Source organism: Isoptericola variabilis (genome assembly GCF_050311655.1).
GTDB lineage: Bacteria > Actinomycetota > Actinomycetes > Actinomycetales > Cellulomonadaceae > Isoptericola > Isoptericola variabilis.
This window is the reverse complement of record NZ_JBNOZM010000001.1, coordinates 424,000-445,506: the sequence shown is the minus strand read 5'-3', so window position 1 is coordinate 445,506 and position 21,507 is coordinate 424,000. Positions and strand designations below refer to the sequence as shown.

General features: G+C 75.6%; 23 protein-coding genes. 4 read left to right on the top strand and 19 right to left on the bottom strand.

The genetic code is table 11. From position 1 onward, the window contains the following. Positions 1-17: 17 nt before the first annotated feature. The 6 genes from ACQP60_RS02100 to sigE all read right to left on the bottom strand — a co-directional run bounded on the left by ACQP60_RS02100 (position 18) and on the right by sigE (position 5,116). A complete protein-coding gene (locus ACQP60_RS02100; protein ID WP_429728174.1) occupies positions 18-572 on the bottom strand; it encodes a 2'-5' RNA ligase family protein in 555 nt (184 codons plus the stop codon). After that, on the bottom strand, positions 569-1,636 hold the full coding sequence (gene trpS / locus ACQP60_RS02095) for a tryptophan--tRNA ligase (RefSeq protein ID WP_429728173.1): 1,068 nt from the start codon (positions 1,634-1,636) through the stop codon (positions 569-571). Before trpS ends, ACQP60_RS02100 begins: the two co-directional genes overlap by 4 nt. Positions 1,637-1,698: 62 nt before the next feature. Further along, positions 1,699-2,082, bottom strand: coding sequence for a twin-arginine translocase TatA/TatE family subunit (locus ACQP60_RS02090; RefSeq protein ID WP_429728172.1), 384 nt, complete (start codon positions 2,080-2,082; stop codon positions 1,699-1,701). Positions 2,083-2,091: 9 nt separating this feature from the next. Next, complete coding sequence (locus tag ACQP60_RS02085; protein ID WP_429728171.1) at positions 2,092-3,450, bottom strand: S1C family serine protease; 1,359 nt, start codon at positions 3,448-3,450, stop codon at positions 2,092-2,094. Beyond that, the gene (locus ACQP60_RS02080; RefSeq protein WP_429728170.1) at positions 3,447-4,475 is read right to left on the bottom strand and encodes an anti-sigma factor family protein; all 1,029 of its coding nucleotides are present in this window, start codon (positions 4,473-4,475) and stop codon (positions 3,447-3,449) included. The genes ACQP60_RS02085 and ACQP60_RS02080 overlap by 4 nt, the downstream gene beginning before the upstream one ends. Then, a complete protein-coding gene (sigE, locus tag ACQP60_RS02075; protein WP_429728169.1) occupies positions 4,472-5,116 on the bottom strand; it encodes an RNA polymerase sigma factor SigE in 645 nt (214 codons plus the stop codon). Before sigE ends, ACQP60_RS02080 begins: the two co-directional genes overlap by 4 nt. 173 nt (positions 5,117-5,289) lie before the next feature. Between sigE and ACQP60_RS02070 the strand changes: the two genes are divergently transcribed. Further along, complete coding sequence (locus tag ACQP60_RS02070; protein WP_429728168.1) at positions 5,290-5,877, top strand: O-methyltransferase; 588 nt, start codon at positions 5,290-5,292, stop codon at positions 5,875-5,877. 117 nt (positions 5,878-5,994) lie between these two features. On the opposite strand, the gene ACQP60_RS02065 is transcribed toward ACQP60_RS02070, so the two are convergent. From ACQP60_RS02065 to dapE, 4 genes are all read right to left on the bottom strand, one after another. Beyond that, the gene (locus ACQP60_RS02065; protein WP_079573043.1) at positions 5,995-6,162 is read right to left on the bottom strand and encodes a DUF3117 domain-containing protein; all 168 of its coding nucleotides are present in this window, start codon (positions 6,160-6,162) and stop codon (positions 5,995-5,997) included. A 173-nt stretch (positions 6,163-6,335) separates the two neighbouring features. Beyond that, the gene (gene folP, locus ACQP60_RS02060; protein ID WP_429728167.1) at positions 6,336-7,319 is read right to left on the bottom strand and encodes a dihydropteroate synthase; all 984 of its coding nucleotides are present in this window, start codon (positions 7,317-7,319) and stop codon (positions 6,336-6,338) included. Next, on the bottom strand, positions 7,316-8,212 hold the full coding sequence (locus ACQP60_RS02055) for an LOG family protein (protein ID WP_429728166.1): 897 nt from the start codon (positions 8,210-8,212) through the stop codon (positions 7,316-7,318). The genes folP and ACQP60_RS02055 overlap by 4 nt, the downstream gene beginning before the upstream one ends. Then, on the bottom strand, positions 8,209-9,447 hold the full coding sequence (gene dapE / locus ACQP60_RS02050) for a succinyl-diaminopimelate desuccinylase (RefSeq protein WP_429728165.1): 1,239 nt from the start codon (positions 9,445-9,447) through the stop codon (positions 8,209-8,211). The genes ACQP60_RS02055 and dapE overlap by 4 nt, the downstream gene beginning before the upstream one ends. A gap of 30 nt (positions 9,448-9,477) precedes the next feature. On the opposite strand from dapE, the gene dapD reads away from it, so the two are divergent. Then, positions 9,478-10,446 carry a 2,3,4,5-tetrahydropyridine-2,6-dicarboxylate N-succinyltransferase gene (dapD, locus tag ACQP60_RS02045; RefSeq protein WP_429728164.1) on the top strand — a complete coding sequence of 323 codons (969 nt, stop codon included), beginning with the start codon at positions 9,478-9,480 and terminating at the stop codon, positions 10,444-10,446. A 1-nt stretch (position 10,447) separates the two neighbouring features. After that, positions 10,448-11,365 carry a hypothetical protein gene (locus tag ACQP60_RS02040; protein ID WP_429728163.1) on the top strand — a complete coding sequence of 306 codons (918 nt, stop codon included), beginning with the start codon at positions 10,448-10,450 and terminating at the stop codon, positions 11,363-11,365. Positions 11,366-11,426: 61 nt separating this feature from the next. On the opposite strand, the gene ACQP60_RS02035 is transcribed toward ACQP60_RS02040, so the two are convergent. From ACQP60_RS02035 to fdxA, 3 genes are all read right to left on the bottom strand, one after another. Then, positions 11,427-12,749 carry a citrate synthase gene (locus ACQP60_RS02035; protein ID WP_429728162.1) on the bottom strand — a complete coding sequence of 441 codons (1,323 nt, stop codon included), beginning with the start codon at positions 12,747-12,749 and terminating at the stop codon, positions 11,427-11,429. A 193-nt stretch (positions 12,750-12,942) separates the two neighbouring features. Next, positions 12,943-14,094 (bottom strand): succinyldiaminopimelate transaminase, encoded by a 1,152-nt coding sequence (gene dapC, locus ACQP60_RS02030; protein ID WP_429728161.1) that lies wholly within the window; start codon positions 14,092-14,094, stop codon positions 12,943-12,945. Further along, positions 14,094-14,411, bottom strand: a complete 318-nt coding sequence (gene fdxA / locus ACQP60_RS02025) for a ferredoxin (RefSeq protein ID WP_079573027.1) — start codon at positions 14,409-14,411, stop codon at positions 14,094-14,096. Before fdxA ends, dapC begins: the two co-directional genes overlap by 1 nt. Positions 14,412-14,484: 73 nt before the next feature. On the opposite strand from fdxA, the gene ACQP60_RS02020 reads away from it, so the two are divergent. Further along, positions 14,485-14,778 (top strand): putative acetyltransferase, encoded by a 294-nt coding sequence (locus tag ACQP60_RS02020; protein WP_429728160.1) that lies wholly within the window; start codon positions 14,485-14,487, stop codon positions 14,776-14,778. Positions 14,779-14,788: 10 nt separating this feature from the next. On the opposite strand, the gene ACQP60_RS02015 is transcribed toward ACQP60_RS02020, so the two are convergent. The 6 genes from ACQP60_RS02015 to ACQP60_RS01990 form a co-directional block, all read right to left on the bottom strand. Next, on the bottom strand, positions 14,789-15,814 hold the full coding sequence (locus ACQP60_RS02015; RefSeq protein ID WP_429728159.1) for a prephenate dehydrogenase: 1,026 nt from the start codon (positions 15,812-15,814) through the stop codon (positions 14,789-14,791). Beyond that, positions 15,811-16,791 carry a prephenate dehydratase gene (locus ACQP60_RS02010; RefSeq protein WP_429728158.1) on the bottom strand — a complete coding sequence of 327 codons (981 nt, stop codon included), beginning with the start codon at positions 16,789-16,791 and terminating at the stop codon, positions 15,811-15,813. The genes ACQP60_RS02015 and ACQP60_RS02010 overlap by 4 nt, the downstream gene beginning before the upstream one ends. Positions 16,792-16,801: 10 nt before the next feature. Beyond that, on the bottom strand, positions 16,802-17,704 hold the full coding sequence (locus ACQP60_RS02005) for an ACT domain-containing protein (protein WP_429728157.1): 903 nt from the start codon (positions 17,702-17,704) through the stop codon (positions 16,802-16,804). Then, positions 17,704-19,845, bottom strand: coding sequence for a VanW family protein (locus ACQP60_RS02000; protein WP_429728156.1), 2,142 nt, complete (start codon positions 19,843-19,845; stop codon positions 17,704-17,706). Before ACQP60_RS02000 ends, ACQP60_RS02005 begins: the two co-directional genes overlap by 1 nt. A 209-nt stretch (positions 19,846-20,054) precedes the next feature. Then, positions 20,055-20,471 carry a DUF6113 family protein gene (locus ACQP60_RS01995; RefSeq protein WP_429728155.1) on the bottom strand — a complete coding sequence of 139 codons (417 nt, stop codon included), beginning with the start codon at positions 20,469-20,471 and terminating at the stop codon, positions 20,055-20,057. Then, entirely contained in the window at positions 20,468-21,505 is a 1,038-nt protein-coding gene (locus ACQP60_RS01990) for a PIG-L family deacetylase (protein ID WP_429728154.1), read from the bottom strand. Before ACQP60_RS01990 ends, ACQP60_RS01995 begins: the two co-directional genes overlap by 4 nt. Between the last annotated feature and the right edge of the window lie 2 nt (positions 21,506-21,507).

Genomic DNA, 21,507 nt, shown 5'->3' with positions numbered 1-21,507 from the left:
CTACACAGCGAGACCCCTCAGGGAGCGGGCTGCTCCCCCGCGAGCCGGAACGAGCGTTGCGGTCGCCACACGCCGTCGTCGCCGTGCTCGTACTGCCACAGGCGGTCCACCTCGAACACGCCGTCGAAGTCCGCCATCTCGACGAAGGCGCGGTCCAGGTCGGCCTCGGAGACCTCGTGCGCGACGGTGACGTGCGGGTGGTAGTTGAACCGCAGCTCCTGGGCCAGCACGCCCGAGCGGGCGGCGGTCTCGAGCTGCTCGCACTCCGCGATGCCCTCGGCGAGGGCCACGAACACCACGGGCGAGATCGGGCGGAAGGTGCCGGCCCCCCGCAGGTGCACCCGGAACGGTGCCGTCTCCGACGCGACCTTCTCGAGGTGCTCGACCACCGCGTCCAGCACGGACTCGTCGACCACCGTGGGGCCGATCACCGTGATGTGCGGCGGGATCGCGTGGGCCAGCGGATCGCCCAGCGCGGCGCGCGCCTCCTGGAGCTGCGAGCCGAACGGCTCGGGCACCGCGATGGCGACGCCGATCCGCACCTGGGCCGGGCCGCGGTCGGGGAGGTTCACCGCGCTCCCCGGGGCAGCAGGCCGAACCGGTCGTAGACCCGGTTCAGCACCGGGCGCGCGATCTCTCGCGCGCGCTCGGCGCCGTCGGCGAGCACCTTGTCGAGCTGGGCCGGGTCGGAGAGGTACGTCTGCGCCCGCGCCTGGAACGGCTCGAGGAACGCGACGACCGCGTCGGCCAGGTCCACCTTGAGGTAGCCGTAGCCGCGGCCGTCGTACTCGGCGGCGATCTCGTCGACCCCACGGCCCGTGACGGCCGAGAAGATCGTGAGCAGGTTGGAGATGCCCGGCTTGGCCGCGGGGTCGTAGCGCACCCCGTACGTCTCGTCGGCGTCGGTCACCGCCGACTTGATCGCCTTGACGGCCTTCTTCGGGTCCTCGAGCAGCCAGACGACGCCCTTGCCGCCGGCGTTCGACTTGCTCATCTTCGCCGTGGGCTCCTGGAGGTCCTGGATCTTCGCCACGGCCTTGACGATGTGCGCCTCGGGGACGACGGCGGTGCCCTCGCCGAAGCGGGCGTTGAGCCGCTCCGCGAGGTCGCGGGTGAGCTCGAGGTGCTGACGCTGGTCCTCGCCGACCGGCACGAGCGCCGTGTCGTAGAGCAGGATGTCCGCGGCCATGAGCACGGGGTAGGTGAACAGCCCCACGGTGGTGCCCTCGGAGCCCTGCTTCGCGGACTTGTCCTTGAACTGGGTCATGCGGCCGGCCTCGCCGAAACCGGTCTGGCAGGACAGGAGCCACGCGAGCTCGGCGTGCTCCGCCACGTGCGACTGCACGAAGAGGATGGAGCGCTCCGGGTCGATGCCGCCGGCCAGGTACTGGGCGGCGGTGCGGCGGGTGCGCTCGCGCAGCGCCGCCGGGTCCGGGTTGACCGTCAGGGCGTGCAGGTCGACGACGCAGTACAGCGCCTCGTGGTCGTCCTGGAGCGCCACCCACTGGGCGAGCGCGCCCAGGTAGTTCCCGAGGTGCAGCGACCCGTCGGTCGGCTGCATGCCGGAGAAGATGCGGGGCAGTCCCGGCGCGGACGCTCCGCGCTGGAGGGACGGTGAGGTGGCGACGTCGGACATGGCGTCCATTGTGGCAGGTCGGCGCGACCGCTCGGAAACCCGTCCGGCCCCGGCCCGACGGGCTACGTCGCCTCGTCGTCGAAGGGGGCGGGGACCGCGGCGCGCGGCTCGTCGGAGGTGCGCGTGGCGGCGGCCGCCGCCGCGGCGCCCCCCGCCGCCGCGGCGGCGCGCGGAGCCGGTGCGGGAGCGTCGTCGTCGTCCATCAGCGCGTCGCGCACGATACGGCGCGGGTCGTACTGGCGCGGGTCGAGCTTGGACCAGTCGACGTCCTTGAACTCCGGGCCGAGCTCGGTGTCCACGCGCGCCTTGGTGTCCTGCAGCAGGCGCTTGCCGCGCTTCACCAGAGACGCCAGCTGGGCGGCATACCCGGGGAGGCGCTCGGGCCCGATGAGCAGGACGGCGAGCACCACGATGATGATGAGTTCACCGCCGTTGATGTCGAACACGCGGACAGCCTATTCGCTCTGGTGCTCCTGGAGCACCACCCGGACGTCGCGCTCCTCGCCGTCCGTGCGCACGCGCAGGGTCACCGCGTCGCCGGGCTGGCGGGCGCGGATCGCCACGATGAGGGCGTCGCTCACGGTCACGGGCCGGCCGTCGATCTCCAGGATGACGTCGCCGGGGCGGATGCCGGCCCGGTCGGCCGGGCCGTCGGGGGTGACGGCCGGCTGGCCCTGCTGGGGCGCCGAGGAGACCTGCACGCCCTCACCCGTGTAGCTCGTGTCGAGCAGCGCCCCGATCACCGGGTACGTCGCGTGCCCCGTCTCGATGAGCTGCTCGGCGGTGTGCCGCGCCTGGGAGGCGGGGATCGCGAAGCCCAGGCCGATGCTGCCGGTCGCGGACATCGCGCCCGGCGGCTGCGCGATGGCCGAGTTGATGCCGACCACCTCGCCGCCCGAGTCGATCAGCGGCCCGCCGGAGTTGCCGGGGTTGATCGCGGCGTCCGTCTGGATCGCGTCGATGAACGCCGTCGTGTCCCCTCCCCCGGTCTCGTCCCCGGCCTGCACCGGCCGGTGCAGCGCGCTGACGATCCCGGTGGTCACGGTGGAGTCCAGGCCCAGCGGCGCGCCGACGGCGAGCACCGGGTCCCCGACCACGACGGCGTCGGAGTCGCCGAGGACGAGCGGCTCCAGGCCGTCGGCGTCCACCTTCACCACGGCCAGGTCGTAGTCCGCGGTGCGGCCCACCACCTCGGCGTCCCGCTTGCGACCGTCGGCGAAGACGACCACGGCCGAGCCGCCCGCGGTCGCCGCGGGGGCCACCACGTGGTTGTTGGTGAGGATGTAGCCGTCCTCGCGCAGCACGAAGCCGGACCCGCTCGACGCGCCCTGCGCTCCCTGCACCTGGATCGAGACGACGCTCGGCAGGACGTCGGCCGCGAGCGCCGCGACCGAGCCGTCCGGGCGGTCGCCGCCGGCGGACGCGCCCGCCGTCGTGCCGCGGTCGGTGTCCGCGCCCTCCGACGCGGGCAGCGCCGCGTCCGCGGGCCTCCCGTCGTCCAGGGCGTCCGAGACCCGGTCGCCCGCGAAGCCTCCGACGACACCCGCGACCAGCGCGAGCGCCACGACCGCCGCCGCCCCGGGGCGGCGCCGACGCACCGGGGTCGCCGCGGGGGTGGCGGGCGTCGCGGCCGTGGGCGTCATGGCATCTGGCGTCGGGTCAGGCGTGGGGCCGGGCGCCGGCTCGCGCGGCGCCGACGCCGTGCCGGGGAACAGCGCGGCCGCCGGGGGCGGCAGGTACGGGTCGGGCTCCGGCGCGCGGGCCGGCGGCTCGGGGGGTGCGAACAGGTCGTCGGGGCGGGACGGTTCGGTCATCGGCGCCAGAGGGCTCCTGTCATCGCTCCGGACATCGCGTCGGTCATCACGTCGCCCACCACGTCGCCCACCGCGGACCAGCCGCGGGAGATGTCGCCCAGCACGCCGACGTCGCCGCCCTCGGCGGCGCCGGGGAAGGCCGCCACGAGCGCGGCGAGCGTCTCCTCGTCGACGTCGGTGGCCACGTCGACCACGGTGTCCCCGGACTGCCAGGCGACGTGCCAGGGGTCGGAGGAGAGCACGCGCACGTCGTGGTCGCCGGCGGCGAACGCGGCGGGTGCCCCGTCCTCCGGCCCGGCGACGGCCGTGCCCAGGTCCGCGAGCCGGCCCTGCCGCAGGCAGGCGACGGCCGACCCGTCCGGCCCGGCGATGTCCAGCTCCACGGCGCCGCGCGGACCGTGCGTGCCGGCGCAGCCGTCGGTGCGCAGCGCGGTGACGGCGTACCCGTCGGGCAGCGCGGCCGGCGCCGACCAGCCGTGGTCGGTCAGCCACGCGAGCGCGTCGGCGGTGGCCGCGCGGCCGGCGGCCGCGTCGTGGCCGCCCGGCTCGGCGTCCGCCAGCAGGGTGAGGGCCGCGACCCGCGACGGGTCGGGGCTCACCACGGGCGCCTGCCCCAGCACGAACAGCGCGACGCCGAGCACGCCGACGCCGCCCGCCCCGGCGACGACCAGCCGTCGGGTGCGGTGCCGCCTCCGCGAGCCCAGGTCGCCCGAGAGCGTCGGCTCCCAGGCGCGGGGGCGCTCCCAGCCCGCGGACCGCCCGCGGTCTCGCAGCGGGTCCCCGGTCGCCGACGGGATCGACGCCGACAGCGCCAGCAGCCGGTCCGTCAGCTCCGGGTCGGGAGCGACGTCGCAGGCGGCCGCCAGGGCGCGGTGCGCGTCGCGGGCGGCGTCGAGCTCGGCCGCGCACCGGGCGCAGCCCGCGACGTGCGCGAGCGCGCGCTCGGTCGCCGCGGCGTCGAGCTGACCGTCGGCCAGGTCGCTGACCCACACCCCGAGGTGCCCGGAGCCGGTGTACCCCGTCACGACGCCCCACCGCCGCTCGCGCCGTGCGCCGTCACCTCCGCGCGCCGGTGCTCCAGCGCGTCGCGGAGCTGGGCACGGGCGCGGTGGATGCGGGAGCGGACCGTGCCGAGCTTGATCCCCAGCGTGACGGCGATCTCCTCGTAGCTCAGCCCCTCGATGTCGCACAGCACGACGGCCGCGCGGTACTCGGGGCGCAGCGCGTCGAGCGCGGCCTGCACGTCGTGGTCGAGGTTGGCGTGCTCGAACCCCCGCTCGGGGCGCCCGTGGTCCTCGGGGGCCGCCACCCGGGCGGCGTCGTCGCCCATCGCCTCCATCCGGATGCGCTTCTTGCGCCGCACCTGGTCGAGGAACAGGTTCGTCGTGATGCGGTGCAGCCAGCCCTCGAACGTACCCGGCGTGTAGCTCGACAGGGAGCGGAAGACGCGCAGGAACGTCTCCTGGGTGAGGTCCTCGGCGTCCTGCCGGTTGCCGCTCAGCCGGTAGGCGAGGCGGTACACGCGCGCCGAGTGCTCGCGCACGATCTCGTCCCACGTCGGGGGCGTCCACGCCGTGTCGCGCGCGGCGTCCTGGGGCGTGCCGAAGGCCGCCTCGGCGGGGGCCTCGGGCGCGTCCGGCACGGGTGCGGGGTCGGTCGTCATCATCACCATCGTCCCACGGCAACGTCCGGGCACGCCGCCGCGTTCCCGCGTACGATCACCGCAGCATCACCCGCGCCGGCCTCTCGCCGGCGACCCCGCCGTGGAGGACCGCCATCACCACCGACGTCGACGCCCGCAGCGGGCGCACCGCAGCCTGGGCCTACAGCGAGTCCTTCGTGCCCGAGGACGAGGTGCTGCTGCGCGCCCGCGAGCGCGCCGCCGAGCTCGGCTGCGGGGCCGCCTCCCCCGGCACGGGGGCGCTGCTGCAGGTCATGGCCGCGGCGCTGGACGCGCGGGCCGTGGTCGAGATCGGCACGGGCACCGGCGTCGCCGCCCTCTGGCTGCTGCGCGGCATGCCCGCCGACGGCGTGCTCACCACCATCGACGCCGAGCTCGAGCACCAGCGCGCCGCGAAGCGGGCCTTCGCCGAGGCGGGGATCGCGCCCGCCCGCACCCGCACCATCCCCGGCCGGCCGACCGACGTCCTGCCCCGGCTCACCGACGGCGCGTACGACCTCGTGCTCGTCGGGGCCGACCCGCACTCCTACCCCGAGCACGTCGAGGCCGGGCTGCGGCTGCTGCGCCCCGGCGGGGTCCTCGCCGTCGACGGCGCGCTGCACGGCGGGCGCGTGCCCGACCCCGCGCGGCGCGACGAGGTGACCACCGTGGTGCGCGACGTCGGCCGGTCGCTGCGCTCCGACGACCGCGTGCTGCCCGCGCTGGCGCCGTCCGGGGACGGCCTGCTCCTCGCGGTGCGTCGCTGAGGCGGCACCGAGACAGCCGTGAGACACCTCTGATCCAGCGGTGAGACAGCGCTGAGACACGGCGAGCGCCGGACGACGTGGTCGTCCGGCGCTCGCCGTACTGCTCGGGGTCCGTCGTCAGGAGACGACGGCCTGGAGTGCCTCGCCCAGCTCGGTCGCCTCGGTGGCGTTCAGCTCCACGACCAGACGGCCGCCACCCTCGAGCGGGACCCGCATGACGATGCCGCGTCCTTCCTTGGTGACCTCCAGCGGCCCGTCGCCCGTCCGCGGCTTCATCGCAGCCATCTGTGGCTCTCCATTCCGTTGTCCGGTTCCTCGGCCTGCCCCCTGCCCGCGGCCCGCCGGTCGGCGGGGGCGAGACGAGGCGCGCCCCACCATTCTAGGTCAGAACCCACCCCTGACTTCCACACCCCGGACGTCAGAGGTCGCCTGGCGAGACCCGGCCGTGCCGCGCCAGGTCAGGCGAGGCCCCGCAGGGTGGCGTGCGGCGGAGCCTCGTCGCGGACGACGGCGACCAGGTCGAGCACCCGCCGCGTGGCGGCGACGTCGTGGGCACGGAAGACGGTCGCGCCCTGCCAGGCGGCGAGCGCCGTGGCGGCGAGGGTGCCCTCGAGCCGGTCGTCGGGACCGAGACCCAGCGTCTCCCCCACGAAGTCCTTGCGGCTCAGCGCCATGAGCAGGGGGTACCCGAGCCCCGCCAGCGCGGCGGTGCGGCGCAGCAGGTGCAGCGACTGCCAGGTGTTCTTGCCGAAGTCGTGCGTCGGGTCCACGAGCACGGACCGCGGCGGGACGCCGCAGGCGACGGCGCGGGCGGCCGCCGCGCGCAGCGTCGCGACGACGTCGTCCAGGACGCCGTCGCGCGGGTCCGCGCCCTCCCCGGGCCCGGCGTGGTCGACGGGTGGACGGTCGACGGGCGGGTACTCGACGCGGTACGGGTCGGTGCGCGGCACCGCCCCGCCGGTGTGCGAGCACACGACCCCGACCCCCGCCGCGCCGGCCACCTCGACGAGCGCGGGGTCGTGCCCGGCCCAGGTGTCGTTGACGAGGTCGGCGCCCGCGGCCACGACCTCGCGGGCGACGGCGGAGCGCCACGTGTCGACCGACACGAGCAGGTCGGGCAGCTCCTCGCGCACCCGCGCGACGAACGGGACGACCCGGCGGATCTCCTCCGCCTCGTCGACCTCCGGGCCGACGCCGGCGCGCACCCCGCCGACGTCGAGGATCTGCGCGCCGTCCGCCCACGCCTGGTGCGCCGCGCCGAGCGCCGCGCCGTCGTCGGGCCGCCGCGCCGGGGCGTAGAAGGAGTCCGTGGTGCGGTTGACGATCGCCATCACCACGGGGCGCAGCACCCCGTCGGGCCCGCGGCCGACCTCGCGCCCGCGCAGCACCAGCGGGGTCCCCGCCGCCGGGACGCCGGTCGGGCCGGGGACCTGGGCCGTCACGAGTCGTCGGCCGCGTCGTCCGCCGCCCCCCGCTGGTCCTCGACGAGCTCGTCCAACGCCTCTCGCTCCGAGGCGGCGAGGGCGCGCCCGCGCTCGATCACGTAGCTCACGGCCTCCTCCGGCGAGTCCGTGAGGTGCAGCAGGTCCAGGTCGGCGCGGCCGATCATGCCGCGGTCGGCGACGGCGGTGCGCAGCCACTCCAGCAGGCCGCCCCAGTAGTCGGACCCGACCAGCACGATCGGGAACTCCGTCACCTTGTGGGTCTGCACGAGCGTGAGGGCCTCGAACAGCTCGTCGAAGGTGCCGAAGCCGCCCGGCAGCACGACGAACCCCTGGGCGTACTTGACGAACATCGTCTTGCGGGCGAAGAAGTAGCGGAAGTTCACGCCCAGGTTCACGAACTCGTTCATGCCCTGCTCGAACGGCAGCTCGATCCCGAGCCCGATGGACGTGCCGCCGGCCTTGTGCGCGCCGGCGTTCGCCGCCTCCATGATCCCGGGCCCGCCGCCCGTCATCACGGCGTACCCCGCCTCGGCGAGCAGCCGACCCACCTCGATCGCCTGCGCGTAGTCCGGGTGGTCGGCGCGCGTGCGCGCGGAGCCGAACACCGACACCGCGGGGCCGACCTCGGCCAGCGCGCCGAAGCCCTCGACGAACTCCGACTGGATCCGCATCACCCGCCACGGGTCGGAGTGCACCCAGTCGGAGTCCCCGCCGCCGGCCAGGAGCCGCTGGTCGGTGGTCTGGGCCGGGATCTCCTTGCCCCGCAGGAGCACCGGCCCCTTGCGGTAGCCCCGGCCCTGCTCGGGCACCCCGTCGTCCCCGCGCTGCGGTCCGTTGCCGGGTCCGTGGCCGGGTCCGTGGGCGCTGGGGGAGGTCGTCGCTCGCGTCATGACTCGAGACTATCCACGCCACCCGCCGGCGCGCCGAGCAGCCAGGCGCGCAGGGCGTCGCGGCCGACCGCGAGGCGGGCGACGGGCAGGCGCTCGTCGTCCTTGTGCGCCAGCACCGGGTCACCCGGGCCGAAGTTCACGGCCGGGATGCCGAGCTCCGCGAACCGCGCCACGTCCGTCCAGCCGTACTTGGGTGTCGGCGTGGTGCCGGTCGCGGCCTGCACAGCGGCCGCGAAGTCCGCCACCAGCGGGTCGTCGAGGCCGGGCCGGGCGCCCGCGGCGGCGTCGGTGACGACCACCTCGAAGCCGTGGAAGAGGTCACGCACGTGCGCCTCCGCCTCGGCGACGCCCTGCGACGGCGCGAAGCGGTAGTTCACCGTGACGGTGCAGGCGTCCGGCACCACGTTGCCTGCGATGCCCCCACGGATGCCGACGGCGCCCAGGCTCTCCCGGTACACGAGCCCGTCGACCTCGACCTCGCGCGCCTCGTAGGCGGCGAGGCGGTCGAGCACCGGCGCCGCCGCGTGGATCGCGTTCACCCCCGCCCAGGCGCGCGCTGAGTGCGCGGCGACGCCGTGGGTGCGGACCTCGACGCGCAGCGTCCCGTTGCAGCCGCCCTCGATCCCGTTGTTGCTCGACTCGCCCAGGATCGCGACGTCTCCGGCGAGCGCCTCGGGGTGGTTCCGCACCAGCCGGCCGAGCCCGCTGAGCGACGCCTCGACCTCCTCGTGGTCGTAGAAGACGTACGTGAGGTCGTGGGCGGGCTCGCGGCCCGGGCGGCCCAGCTCGACGGCCAGCGCGAGCATGACCGCGACCCCGCCCTTCATGTCCACCGTGCCACGGCCCCACATCTCCACCGTGCCGTCCGCGGCCCTCTCGAGCCGCGTCGGCAGGTTCGGCGGGTCGGTCAGCGGCACCGTGTCGAGGTGACCGGCGAGCACCACGCGCCGCTCGCGGCCCAGGTGGGTGCGGGCGACCAGCGCGTCGCCGTCGCGCAGCACGTCGAGGTGCGGCTGCGCGCGCAGCACCCGCTCGACGGCGTCCGCGAGCGCGGCCTCGTCCCCCGAGACCGACGGGACGTCGCAGATCGCCGCCAGCAGGTCCACGAGGTCCGAGGTCCCGACGGTCCCTGGGTCGAGCAGGGTGTCGAGGAGCGCGTCCAGCGGTGCGCCGGTCCGGGAGCGGTCGGGGGCGTCGGGTGAAGGGGCGGTGCGGTCCGTGGTCACGCGCACCATCGTGGCAGACGAGCCCACTACGCTGGGCGCATGACGACGCCTGCTTCCTCCCGCCCCGCCTGGGGCCTCGGTCTCGCCACGGTCGCCGACGACGGCACCACCCTCGACGTCTGGTACCCCGCGCCCGTGCTGGGCGCGCCGCCGGAGTCCGACGTTGACATCCCGGCCGAGCTCGACGCCCTCACCGAGCGGGACGACGCGCGCCGCGTGGACGTCGTCGTCGTGCGCACCGTGATCGACCTCGACGCCGCCCCGCAGGACACCGCCGACGCCTACCTGCGCCTGCACCTGCTCTCCCACCGGCTGGTCCAGCCGCACGGCGTCAACCTCGACGGCCTCTTCGGCGTGCTGACGAACGTGGTGTGGACCTCGCACGGCCCGTGCGCCGTCGAGGGCTTCGAGGCCACCCGCCTGCGCCTGCGCGCCGACACCGGCCGCGCCGTCACCGTCTACGGCATCGACAAGTTCCCCCGCATGGTGGACTACGTCGTGCCCGCCGGCGTGCGGATCGCCGACGCCGACCGCGTGCGCCTCGGCGCCCACCTCGCGTCCGGCACCACGGTCATGCACGAGGGCTTCGTGAACTTCAACGCCGGCACGCTCGGCGCCTCCATGGTCGAGGGCCGCATCTCCGCCGGGGTCGTCGTGGGCGACGGCTCCGACGTGGGCGGCGGCGCGTCGATCATGGGCACCCTGTCGGGCGGTGGCAAGGAGGTCATCAGCGTGGGCGAGCGGTCGCTGCTCGGCGCCAACGCCGGCCTCGGCATCCCGCTGGGCGACGACTGCGTGGTCGAGGCCGGCCTCTACCTCACCGCCGGCACCAAGGTCACCGTGCTCGGCGAGATGGGCGCCGACGGCGACCCGCTGGTGGTCAAGGCCCGCGACCTCGCCGGCCGCGACAACCTGCTGTTCCGCCGCAACTCGCGCACCGGCGCGGTCGAGGTGCTGGAGCGGGGCGGCGTGGGCATCGAGCTCAACGCCGCGCTGCACGCGAACTGACGTGTCCGGCCGACCGGGCCGGCGGCGGGGCCGACGACGAGCGACCGGCGCCGCCCTCGCCGCGGTCCTCGTCGTCGGCGCCGGTGCCACGGCCGGCGTCGTCTGGTTCCTCGACCGGGTCGACACCCCGTCGGTGCAGCGGTGCGCGGCCGCGCTGGACGGCACCTCCTGGTACCTCACGCCGGTCCAGGCGGACAACGCGGCCCTGATCGTCGGGGCCTCGGTGCAGCGCGGGCTGCCCGGGCGGGCCGCCACGATCGGCCTCGCGACGGCGCTCCAGGAGTCGCGGCTGGTCAACATCGACTACGGCGACCGGGACTCGGTGGGCCTCTTCCAGCAGCGCCCGTCGCAGGGCTGGGGCACGGTCGACGAGATCATGGACCCCGTCTACTCGACGGGGAAGTTCTACGACGGTCTCGTCAAGGTCGAGGGCTACGAGGACCTCGAGGTCACCGTCGCCGCCCAGGCGGTGCAGCGCTCGGGCTTTCCCGAGGCCTACGCCCAGCACGAGACCCGGTCGCGGGCGTGGGCGTCGGCGCTCACCGGGCACTCCCCCGGCGCGATCACCTGCGACCTGCCGCCCACCGAGGACGACCGGGCGCCGTCCGGCGCCGCCGCCCGGGACCTGCTCGCCGAGCGCGCGGCGCGCGACCTCGGCCTTCCGGCCGACGCCCTACGGGCCGACACCTCCGACGCGGACGTCAACGCCGTCGTCCTGGACGCCGCCGCGGTGCCGCTCGACGGAGACCTCGCCACCTGGGCCGTCGCCCACTGGGCCGTCGCCACCGCCTCCGTCACCGGGGCGCAGGAGGTCACGGCAGGCACGCGCGTGTGGACCCGCGAGGACGGCACGTGGAGCACCGTCGACGACGACGCCGACCGCCGACCCGACGGCCAGGTGAGGATCGTCCTGTCGTGATCGATCGTCCTGGTCGCGGGCCGACGGCCGGCGTCGGTGCGGTGCCGCGCGGGTGCGGGCCTCAGCGCTGCTCGAGCGGCACGTAGTCGCGCTCGGTCGGACCGGTGTAGACCTGCCGCGGGCGGCCGATCTTGGTCTGCGGGTCGTTCATCATCTCGCGCCACTGGGCGATCCAGCCGGGCATCCGGCCGAGCGCGAACAGCGGCGTGAACATGGCCGGCGAGAAGCCCATGGCCTTGTAGATGAGGCCCGTGTAGAAGTCCACGTTCGGGTAGAGCTTGCGCTCGACGAAGTAGTCGTCCGACAGGGCGATCTCCTCGAGCCCGCGGGCGATGTCGAGCAGCTCGTCCTTGGCGCCGAGCTGGCCCAGCACGGCGTCCGCGTGCTTCTTGACGATCGCGGCGCGCGGGTCGTAGCTCTTGTACACGCGGTGCCCGAAGCCCATGAGCCGGACGCCGGCCTCCTTGTTCTTGACCTTCTTCATGAAGGTCTCGACGGAGTCGTCGCCGCTGCGGATGCTCTCGAGCATCGTGAGGACGGCCTCGTTGGCGCCGCCGTGCGACGGGCCCGACAGCGCGTTGATGCCGGCGGCCACCGAGGCGTACAGGGTCGCGTTCGAGGAGCCGACGATGCGCACGGTGGACGTGGAGCAGTTCTGCTCGTGGTCCGCGTGCAGGATGAGGAGCTTGTCCATCGCGGACACGAGCACCGGGTCGGACTCCCACTGCTCGTAGGGCCGCGAGAACGTCATGCGCAGGAAGTCGTCCACGTAGCCGCGGGCGTAGTCCGGGTACATGAGCGGCTCGTCGCGCGTGGCACGGTGCAGGTACGAGGTGATGGTGCGGATCTTGGCGAGGATCAGCACGGTGGCGAGCTCGACGGCCTCCGGGTCGTGCGGGTCCAGCGACTCGGGGTAGTACGTGGCGAGCGCGTTGACCGCCGAGGCCAGGATCGACATCGGGTGGCCGCCGCGCGGGAACGACGAGAGGAAGGCGCGGAAGCCCTCCGGCACCAGCGTGTGACGGTTGACCCGCTCCTCGAACGCCGACAGCTCGGCCGGCGAGGGCAGCTCGCCGTGGATGAGCAGGTACGCCACCTCGAGGAAGGTGGACGAGTCGGCCAGCTGCTCGATGGGGTAGCCGCGGTAGCGCAGGATGCCCTGGTCGCCGTCGATGTACGTGATCTCCGACTGGCACGACGCGGTGTTCGTGAACCCGGGGTCGACAGTGACGAGCCCGGTGTCCTTCAGCAGGGACGACACGACGATGCCGTCGTTGCCCTCCGTGGCCGGGACGACGGGCAGCTGTCGAGCGGTGCCGTCGACGACGAGCTCCACCGAGGCGGAGTCGCCCGTGGTGCCTGCGGCAGGCGTGGTGGACGTCATGTCTTCCTTCCGTGACGGGCCTGCCGACTCCCGACGACGGGACCGGTGGGCGCGTGACTCGTGACTCTGGGACGGGGGCGGCCCGGGGCACGCCGGCCGTGGCATCCTCCAGGGCTACCTCGGCCTGCGGTCGAACCTACCCCCCAACACCAAGGTGATCCAATCCCCTGCCCAGCCGCAGCCATCCCGAGGGTCACGGAGATGTGATGCGCGCCACAGCCTCGGCCACGGAATCGTCGGGCGCGGTCAGCGCGACGCGCACGTGCCGACGGCCCGCGTCGCCGTAGAACTCCCCCGGCCCCACCAGGATGCCCCGGCCGGCGAACCACGCCGCGAGGTCGCGCGACGACGCTCCCGCGAGCGGCGACCCGTCGGACGGGCGGGCCCAGAGGTACAGGCCGGCCTCGGAGCCGTCGACGACGAAGCGCGCCGCCTCGAGCGCGCGGAGCAGCGCGGCGCGACGACGGCGGTAGACGTCGCGCTGGGCGGCGACGTGGGCGTCGTCGCCCAGCGCGGCGGTCATCGCCGCCTGCACCGGCGCGGGCACGATCATGCCGAGGTGCTTGCGCGTGGCCAGGAGACCGGACACCAGGTCCGGGTCGCCGGCCACGAACGCGGCGCGGTACCCGGCCACGTTCGACTGCTTCGACAGCGAGTACGCGACGAGCAGCCCGTCCGTGCTGCCCCCGGTGACGCGCGGGTCGAGCAGGCTCGGCACGCGCGAGACGCCGTCGTCGCCGACCCAGACGTCTGCCCACGGCAGCTCGGCGTAGCACTCGTCGCCCACGACGACGGCGCCGATCTCCCGGGCCGCCTCCACCACGCGCCGCAGGTGCGCGACGTCGGCGACCTCGCCGGTCGGGTTGCCGGGCGAGTTGACCCACACCAGGCGCACGTCGCGGCGCCCCGCCCACGCGTCGACGTCGTCCGTGGCCAGGGGCGTCGCACCCGCCAGCCGCGCCCCGACGTCGTAGGTCGGGTACGCGACCGCCGGGTGCACGACGACGTCGCCTGGGCCCAGGCGCAGCAGCGACGGCAGGAGGCCGACGAGCTCCTTGGACCCGACCGTGGGCAGCACGCCCGCGGGGTCGAGGCCGGGCACGCCGCGACGGCGGGCGAACCAGCCCGCCACGGCCTCCCGGAGCGCGGGCGTGCCGTGCGTCAGCGGGTAGCCGTGCGCGTCCGACGCCGCGGCCAGCGCGTCGCGCACGACCGGGGGCGTCGGGTCGACCGGCGTGCCGATCGACAGGTCGACCACGCCGCCGGGGTGCGCGCGGGCGGTCGCCCGCACGTCCTCGAGCGTGTCCCAGGGGTAGGGCAGTCCGCTGAGGTCGGCGAACCCCATCAGGCCTGGGGAGGCAGGGCGGAGATCATGGGGTCGTCCTTCTCGATGAGCCCCATCTTCGCGGCGCCGCCCGGCGAGCCGAGGTCGTCGAAGAACTCGACGTTGGCGCGGTAGTAGTCCTTCCACTGCTCGGGGACGTCGTCCTCGTAGTAGATGGCCTCGACCGGGCACACCGGCTCGCAGGCGCCGCAGTCGACGCACTCGTCCGGGTGGATGTACAGGGAGCGCGAGCCCTCGTAGATGCAGTCCACGGGACACTCCTCGATGCACGCCTTGTCCTTGACGTCGACGCACGGCTGAGCGATCACGTAGGTCACTGCGGGCTACCTTCCAGGTGACGAGGGCGCGCGCCGGAGAGCCGGGCGCCGGACCAACTCTAGTATCGCTGACGTGGTGCCTTCGCCGTCAGCCGTCCCACCTGCCGTACCGCCCGCCTGGACCGGTGTCCCTGCGGGGACGCGCGTCGTCGTGCGGCGGCGCCTGTCTCCCGCCGAGGCGGCCGAGCACGGGGCCCGGTGGGCGGACGTCGTGGGGATTCTCACGGCCGTCGGGCCCGACGGGGTGCGCGTGCGTCCCGACCGCTCCCCCGACCTGCCCGAGGTGGCCGTCGCCGCCGACGACGTCGAGGCCGTGAAGCCCGTCCCGCCTCGGCGGCCGCGGCGCGGGCGGCCCGGCGAGTCCTGAGCCCCGGGGCTCAGCGCGCGGCGCGCACGCGGACCGCGTCGTCGTCGACGCCCACGACGACGGCGCCCGCGGTGCAGCGCGCCACGAGGTCGCCGACCGCGCCGGCCGTCCAGCCGGCGTCGAGCGGAAGCACCTCCTCCGGCCCGGCCGGGCGGGGCCGTCCGCCCGCACGGAGCTCGCGGACGTCGTCCGCGGCGTGGAAGACGTCGTGGAGCGAGCCGTTGGTCTCCAGGGCGCCGATGACGACCTCGAGGTCGCGCACGGCCTTGCGCAGCGCCGGCGCCACCCAGGCCGCGTTCTCCGTGACCATCGCCTCGGTGCGCGCCGGGTCGGTGAGTGCGACCCGGGTGCCGTCGCGGAAGCTGCCGGCGGCGAGGCCGAGCGCGAGGTCGCGCACCGGGGCGCCCGCCACGGCGTTGAGGAGTTGGGTCGCCACCACGTGCGGCACGTGGCTCACGAGCGCCGCCGCCTCGTCGTGCCGGTCGTCCGTGACCACCGCGGCGGTACCGGCCAGCGGGCCCGTCACGAGGCGCAGCACCTGCGCGAGGCGCCGGGGCTCGTCGGCCGCCCCCTCGCCGGGCTCCGCGACGGTGACCGCCCAGGGCGCCGCGTCGAGCAGCGCCGCGTCGGACGCGGCGAAGCCGCTGTGCTCGGTGCCGGCCATCGGGTGCGCACCGACGTACCGGTCCCCCAGCCCCGCGGCGGCCGCGGCCGCCCGGACCGGGCCCTTGACCGAGCCGACGTCGGTCAGCGTCGCGTCGTCGGCCAGGAGCGGCGCGAGCTCGACGGCCGTGGCGCGCACGGCCCGCAGCGGGACGGCGAGCACGACGACGTCGGGCCCCGCGGCGCACAGGCCCGCCAGGTCGTCGGCGACACGCAGCCCGACCGCGCGCGCGTCGGCGCGGGTGCCGGCGTCGGTGTCGGTCGCGACGACGTCCACGCCCCGGGCCGCGAGCAGGCGGGCGAGCGAGCCGCCGACCAGGCCCAGCCCGACGACACCGACGACGCCGACGCGCCCCGCCGCCGGGTCGCTCACCACAGCAGGCCCCGCGCGACCGCCGCGTCGTCGTCCCCACCCAGCACGCTGCCCGTCGGGACGTGGTCGGGCAGGACGCCGTCGAGGCCCCGGCCGCCGGGGGCCACGGGGAACGCGCCGAGCACCTTGAGCGAGTCGCCCGCGCCGAGCAGGGCGGCGAACAGGTCGCGGACCTGCGGCTCCCAGGGGGCGCCGTCGAGCGTCACGACGAACACGTACTGGCTCTCGCGCACCTTCAACGGGCGTTCCACCAGGCTCGACATGTTGACGCCGCGCTCGGCGAACTCCGCCGTGACCCGCGCCAGCACGCCCGGCCCCGTGACGACCGGCGTCACGGCGAGCATCGTGTGCCATGCATCTCGACCGGCCTCGCGACCGGCCGCGCGGACGGGCGCCCACGCCGCGGTCGCGTCGTCCCGCCGGCACAGCACGACGAACCGCGTGCGCGCACCGGCGAAGTCCTCCACCCCGGTCGCGAGGGTCTCCAGCCCGTAGAGCTCGCCGCACAGCCGCGGCCCGAACGCGACCTGGTGGTCGGCGAGGTCGCGGCACGCCGCCGCGTTCGACGACGCCGGCACGGGCAGCAGGTTCCGCTCAGCGACGAAACGCGTGCACTGCGCGAGGCCGTGCGGGTGCGCCGTCGCCTCGCGCAGGCCCGACGGGTCGGCGTGGCCGGGGCGCACGAAGGCGTCGAAGGAGACGTCCAGCACCACCTCGTCGACAGCGACGACGTCGGGGCTGCCCAGCAGGGCGTCGAGCGACGGCACGACGTACCCCTCGACGGAGCTCTCGACCGCCACCACGCCGCGGTCCGCCGCGCCCGACGCGACGGCGTCGTGCACCTCGCGGACCGTGGCCAGCGGCTGCTGCGCGACGTCACCATCACCCGACCGGGCATCGACCGACCGGGCACCGACCCAGCGTCGCACCGCCTCGTGGGTGAACGTGCCCTCCGGCCCGAGGTACGCGATCCTCATCGGCGCTCCCTCACGCTCCCGCCGAGCCGGAGGCCCACCGCGGCGCGAGCGGCACGGGTCCCGGCACGAAGCCCTCGCCCGGCAGCACGGCCAACGTGCGGTGCGCGACGCCCCGCGCGTCGAGCTCCGCGACCAGCCCGTCCAGCACGTCGACGGACCCGCAGCGGAACGAGGTGAAGAACACGTGCGGCCCGCGGGCCGACGGGTGGCTGCGCAGGTGCTGCAGGTCGACGCCCGCCTCGGACAGGACGGCCAGCGTGTGCTGCAGCGACCCGCGGTGGTCGTCCGACGGTCCGACCGCGAGCCACACCTGGGCGGGGGCGTCGAACCGCGGCCACTGCGCGCGCGCCTCCAGCAGCCCGTACCAGACCGGCAGCCGGCCGGCGAGCCGCTCGCTGCCCGGCACCTCGACCCAGCCCGCCGGCACCCGGGACCGCTCGACCACGAGCGACCCGGCCGGCCCCGCCAGCGCGACCCGCTCGTCCACCGAGGTGCGGGTCGGCACCAGGCGCGGGCTCACCCCCATGCCGCGCAGCAGGTCCTGGCAGTCGCGCATGCCGGCCTCGTCGATGACCACCTGGCCGCCCGTCGCGCCCGCCGGGGCCACCCACACCCACTGCGGCGCGACGGCGACGGCCGCCGTGAGGATGAGCGACGGCTCGCCGGCGAGCAGCGCCTCCTCGAGCCCCGGCGACGGCTGCTCCGGGTGCCCGAGGTGCACCACCGCCGCCAGGTCGTCGATCGTCGCCACGGTCGCGAGCGTCTCCGACGTCGTGCCCAGGTCCAGCAGCTCGATCGACTCGTCCGGCACCGCCGCCGCCACCACCGAGCCGGGGGCCACCCCCGACCAGCCGGCGTCGTGCGCCGCCAGCGCCGCGTGCGCCGGCGACTCCCGTTCCGAGCGTCCGAGCATCAGTCCTCCTTGGCCGTTCCGTCGTCGCCGCCGTCGTTGTCGCCGTCCTTGTCGCCGCCGTCCGCGGGCTCGCGGTCGGCGTCGCGGTCGGCCTTCGGCTGGTCGCAGACCACGGGGTTGTCCGGCTTGTAGGTCCAGGTCTTCGCCTCGTCCTTGACCTGCTCGCCGTCGTGGTAGACCTTGCGGTAGTTCGTGATCGTGAACCCGTCGTTCCCGCCGGGGTACGGCTCGCACCCCGCGCCGGACTTGTGCACGGGGGTCGCCGGCTGGACGTTCTGCTTGGAGCTGGCGGAGGTCTTGACCTCGTAGTACTTCGTCGACCAGATCTCCACGTGCAGCTCGCCGCCCGAGACCCACGACCGCAGGACGGCGCCGTACGGGGTGTCGTTCGTGAACTTCATGTCGATGGCGCCCACGTAGATGGTCGCCTCGCGCCCCGCCGGGTACCGGCTGAACCAGTAGCTGTGCGGCTGGTGCCCGGCGTCGTCGAACCCGGCGAAGAAGCCGGCGTTGTACGTGGTGGTGGCCATCTGCGACAGCCCGCCGCCCACGGCGTCGGTGTGCACGCCGTTGCTGACCACGCCCGCCGCGACGAAGCCGTTCGACTCGTCGATGGGCGACAGGGTGTCGAGCAGCGAGAACGTGTCGCCCGGCGCCACGAGGGTGCCGGTGAGGATCTCGGCGCCCCGCACGAGGTTGCGCGTACGGATCGGCTCGCTCGTCAGCGGGGTGGAGAACGAGGAGACGACCTCCTTGACCCCCATGTCCTCGAGGGCCTCCTTGGTGTGCTCCGGCTCGCGCTCCACGAGCTTCAGCTCGGTCGTGCGCTCCGTCGACAGCGCCGCCTTGCCGACGGCGGACGCGGTGTCGTCCGGGTCGAGCGTCGTGCCCTGCTCCCCGCCCTCGACGACGGGCTTGCCGCCCGAGAACACGAAGTGCGCGTCGTCCGGCTCGGTGAGGAGGTCGTCGGTGCCGTCGACCACGTCGGAGACCAGCTTCTCGCCGTCGAAACGCGCCTTCAGCTCGCCCTTGGTGTTCTTGAACGACGTCGCCTTGGCGAGCGCCTTCGGCGACAGCTCGGCGGACTGCTCCCCGACGTCGACGGTGACGGGGCCGCTCACCACCTGCTGCGCCTGCTCCAGGGCGGCGTCGGTCTCCGCCTGCGTGACCGCGGGCTCCACGACCTCGGTCGGCAGGTCCACCGGGCCCGACGTGACGAGCCAGGCGTCCGCGACGGCGTCCACCGCCTCGTCGACCAGCACGCCCGACCCCTCGACCGCGTCCGTGGACACGGCCTTGGCGCCCTCGAAGCCGACCGTGCCGTCCACCGGCTCGACCTTGAGGGAGTCCTCGAGGCCCGAGATCGCCGACGTGAGGGTCGGCCGCGAGACGTCGACCGCCGGGGGTACCGCGTCGGCGCCGACCAGGTGCTCCCACAGGTGCGCCGGGCTCAGCGAGAACCCGGTGAGCCCGTCGACCGTGGCCTGGGCGTCGAAGGACAGCCCGGCCTCGGCCGGGTCGATCGTGCTCGACGCCTCCCCTGCGCGGACCTCCACCGGCTCCTCGGCGCGCGGCGCCAGGTCGGCCTCGAGCGCCGCGACCGCGGCCTCGGAGTCCATGCCGCCGATCTCGACGCCGGCGACGCTGGTGCCCTTCGGCACGCTCCCCGCGACGGCCCACTGCGCCCCCGCGTACAGACCCGCGACGACGACGAGCCCGATGCCGGCCCACAGCGCGACCTTCGGCGCACGGCTGGGGGCGCCGTCGCCCGCCAGGCCGTCGAGCGGCGAGCCGGGCTCCGCGGGCGGCGGGACGTCGGGTCCGGGCGTGCCCGCGGCGCCGGGGACGGACGCCACCGCCGGCAGCGCCTGCGTGGGCGGGCCCGACGGCGGCGCCGGCACGGTCGCGATCACGCGCTGCTCGTACAGCCGCACCCGCGGCTGGTACGGCACGTCCGGCTCGTCGGCGGCAGGCTGCTCGGCCGCGGGCTGCTCGGGCGCCGGCTGCTGGGCGGGCGCCGGCTGCTCGGCGGGCGCCGGCTGCTCGGCGGCGGCCGGTGTCGGGGACTCGGTCTCGGGGCGCGCAGGCTCGGCGGGTGCGGGCCCGGCGGGGTCCGGCTCGCGCTCGGTCGGGTGACCCATGCATGCTCCGTCAGGGTGGGGTGCGGGGCGACGCCCCGGAGGACAGGTGAGGCGGGGCGGACCCGCCTGGGGGATCCTACTCGGGCGGCACCTGCCGTCCCGGAGCAAGTCCGGGTGAAAGTGCCAAATCGGACGTCGGTCCCCACAGGTTCGTCACGCCCGGCCCGGCGGCGCGCACGGGACGCGCACAGACGGCACGGGCCCGCGCGTCAGCCCTGCCGGTCGGAGAACCAGGACCGCGGCAGGAAGGCGGCGACGAGGAACATCGCCAGGCCGCCGTAGGTCCACACCAGGCCGACGGGCTGGGCCGGCACCAGCACGTCCCCGCCCGGCCCGGCGACGGCGAGCACCTGCACCGCGACCACCCAGCCAGCACCGGCCGCGAGCAGCGGGCCCAGCCCGGCCCAGGCGCGGCAGAGCACGGCGGTGGACAGGGTGATCGCGAGAGCCAGGACGATGCCGACCGGCAGGTCCTGCCACTGGGTGCGGTGCGCGACCGTGCCGAGCACCCCGACGACGGCGCCCAGCGCCACGGCGAGCACCGTCCGCGCGGCGGAACGCCACCACCGGCCGGCGCCCGACGCGGCAGCAGGCCTGGTGGGGTTCACGTGCTCCGGCGTCGTCATCGCGGTGAGCCTACCGGCCGGGACACGAGATAGTGCTCGTGCGGCAGCACCGGGGCGAGCACGTCGTTGCTCAGCGCGTACCACCCGAGCAGCGTGCCGTCGGCCTCCGCCGTGCCCGCCGTGGTGCCCGCTGCGCTGTCCGCCCCTGGCGCCGGGGCGGCGTGCTGCACCTGGGTGGCGTGCGCGCGCATCGCGCCGAGCACCCGGTCGAGCACCGGGGCGACGTCGACCTGCACGACGGCGTGCGGCCCGGCGTCGCGCAGCTCCGCGTCGTGGCGCGCGAGCGGGGGCAGGGGCTCGTCCGGGTCGGGGAACGTCAGCCCGGTACGGGCCGCGAGGTCCTGGCCCGCGGGCGTGGCGGCCAGCGCCCGGCGTCCGGCGCGCAGCGCGCCGGACGGCGTCACCGCACGCCACAGCTCGGCGTCGCCCCAGGGCTCGCCGGGCACGGGGGCGTCCGGGTCTGCCGCGAGGGCGAGCGCCCGCACCGTGACGTCGTGCGTGCGGACGTGGTCCGGGTGCCCGTACCCGCCCTGCTCCTCGTACGTCGCGACGACGGCGGGGCGGCGCGCGCGCACGACGGCCGCCAGCCGCGCCGCGGCGTCGTCGAGCGGGACGCGCGCGAACGCCGTGGGCGGCGCGTCGTCCGCCGGCCCGGCCACCCCCGGCGCGATCCACGCCATGCCGGAGTCCTCGAACCGTCGGTCGGACGTCGCGCGCTCCCCGGACCGAGCGCCCGACAGTTCGACGGCGTCGAGGAAGGCGTGCCCGACGGCGCCGGGCGCGCCGCCGAGCGAGGCCAGCGCCGCCGCCAGCTCGGTCTCCCGGTGCGCGGCGAGCGCCGGCCCGTCGCCCTCGAGGCGGGCCAGCCCCGTGGGGTGCGACGGCGTGTCGATGACCTCGCCGCGCTCACCGCGGGTGCAGGTCACCACGGCGACGGGCCGTCCGGCGGCCGCCCACGACGCGAGGAGCGCGCCGGTCGCGAGCGTCTCGTCGTCGGGATGCGCGTGCACCGCGAGCAGGCCGCCGTCGCGCACGG

Excerpts from the sequence above, each read along its gene's own strand:
- trpS (WP_429728173.1), bottom strand. The coding sequence starts at position 1,636 with ATGTCCGACGTCGCCACCTCACCGTCCCTCCAGCGCGGAGCGTCCGCG.
- ACQP60_RS02085 (WP_429728171.1), bottom strand. The coding sequence starts at position 3,450 with ATGACCGAACCGTCCCGCCCCGACGACCTGTTCGCACCCCCCGAGCCG.
- sigE (WP_429728169.1), bottom strand. The coding sequence starts at position 5,116 with ATGATGACGACCGACCCCGCACCCGTGCCGGACGCGCCCGAGGCCCCC.
- ACQP60_RS02065 (WP_079573043.1), bottom strand. The coding sequence starts at position 6,162 with ATGGCTGCGATGAAGCCGCGGACGGGCGACGGGCCGCTGGAGGTCACC.
- ACQP60_RS02055 (WP_429728166.1), bottom strand. The coding sequence starts at position 8,212 with ATGACGCGAGCGACGACCTCCCCCAGCGCCCACGGACCCGGCCACGGA.
- dapE (WP_429728165.1), bottom strand. The coding sequence starts at position 9,447 with ATGGTGCGCGTGACCACGGACCGCACCGCCCCTTCACCCGACGCCCCC.
- dapD (WP_429728164.1), top strand. The coding sequence starts at position 9,478 with ATGACGACGCCTGCTTCCTCCCGCCCCGCCTGGGGCCTCGGTCTCGCC.
- ACQP60_RS02035 (WP_429728162.1), bottom strand. The coding sequence starts at position 12,749 with ATGACGTCCACCACGCCTGCCGCAGGCACCACGGGCGACTCCGCCTCG.
- dapC (WP_429728161.1), bottom strand. The coding sequence starts at position 14,094 with ATGGGGTTCGCCGACCTCAGCGGACTGCCCTACCCCTGGGACACGCTC.
- ACQP60_RS02010 (WP_429728158.1), bottom strand. The coding sequence starts at position 16,791 with ATGAGGATCGCGTACCTCGGGCCGGAGGGCACGTTCACCCACGAGGCG.
- ACQP60_RS02005 (WP_429728157.1), bottom strand. The coding sequence starts at position 17,704 with ATGCTCGGACGCTCGGAACGGGAGTCGCCGGCGCACGCGGCGCTGGCG.
- ACQP60_RS02000 (WP_429728156.1), bottom strand. The coding sequence starts at position 19,845 with ATGGGTCACCCGACCGAGCGCGAGCCGGACCCCGCCGGGCCCGCACCC.
- ACQP60_RS01995 (WP_429728155.1), bottom strand. The coding sequence starts at position 20,471 with ATGACGACGCCGGAGCACGTGAACCCCACCAGGCCTGCTGCCGCGTCG.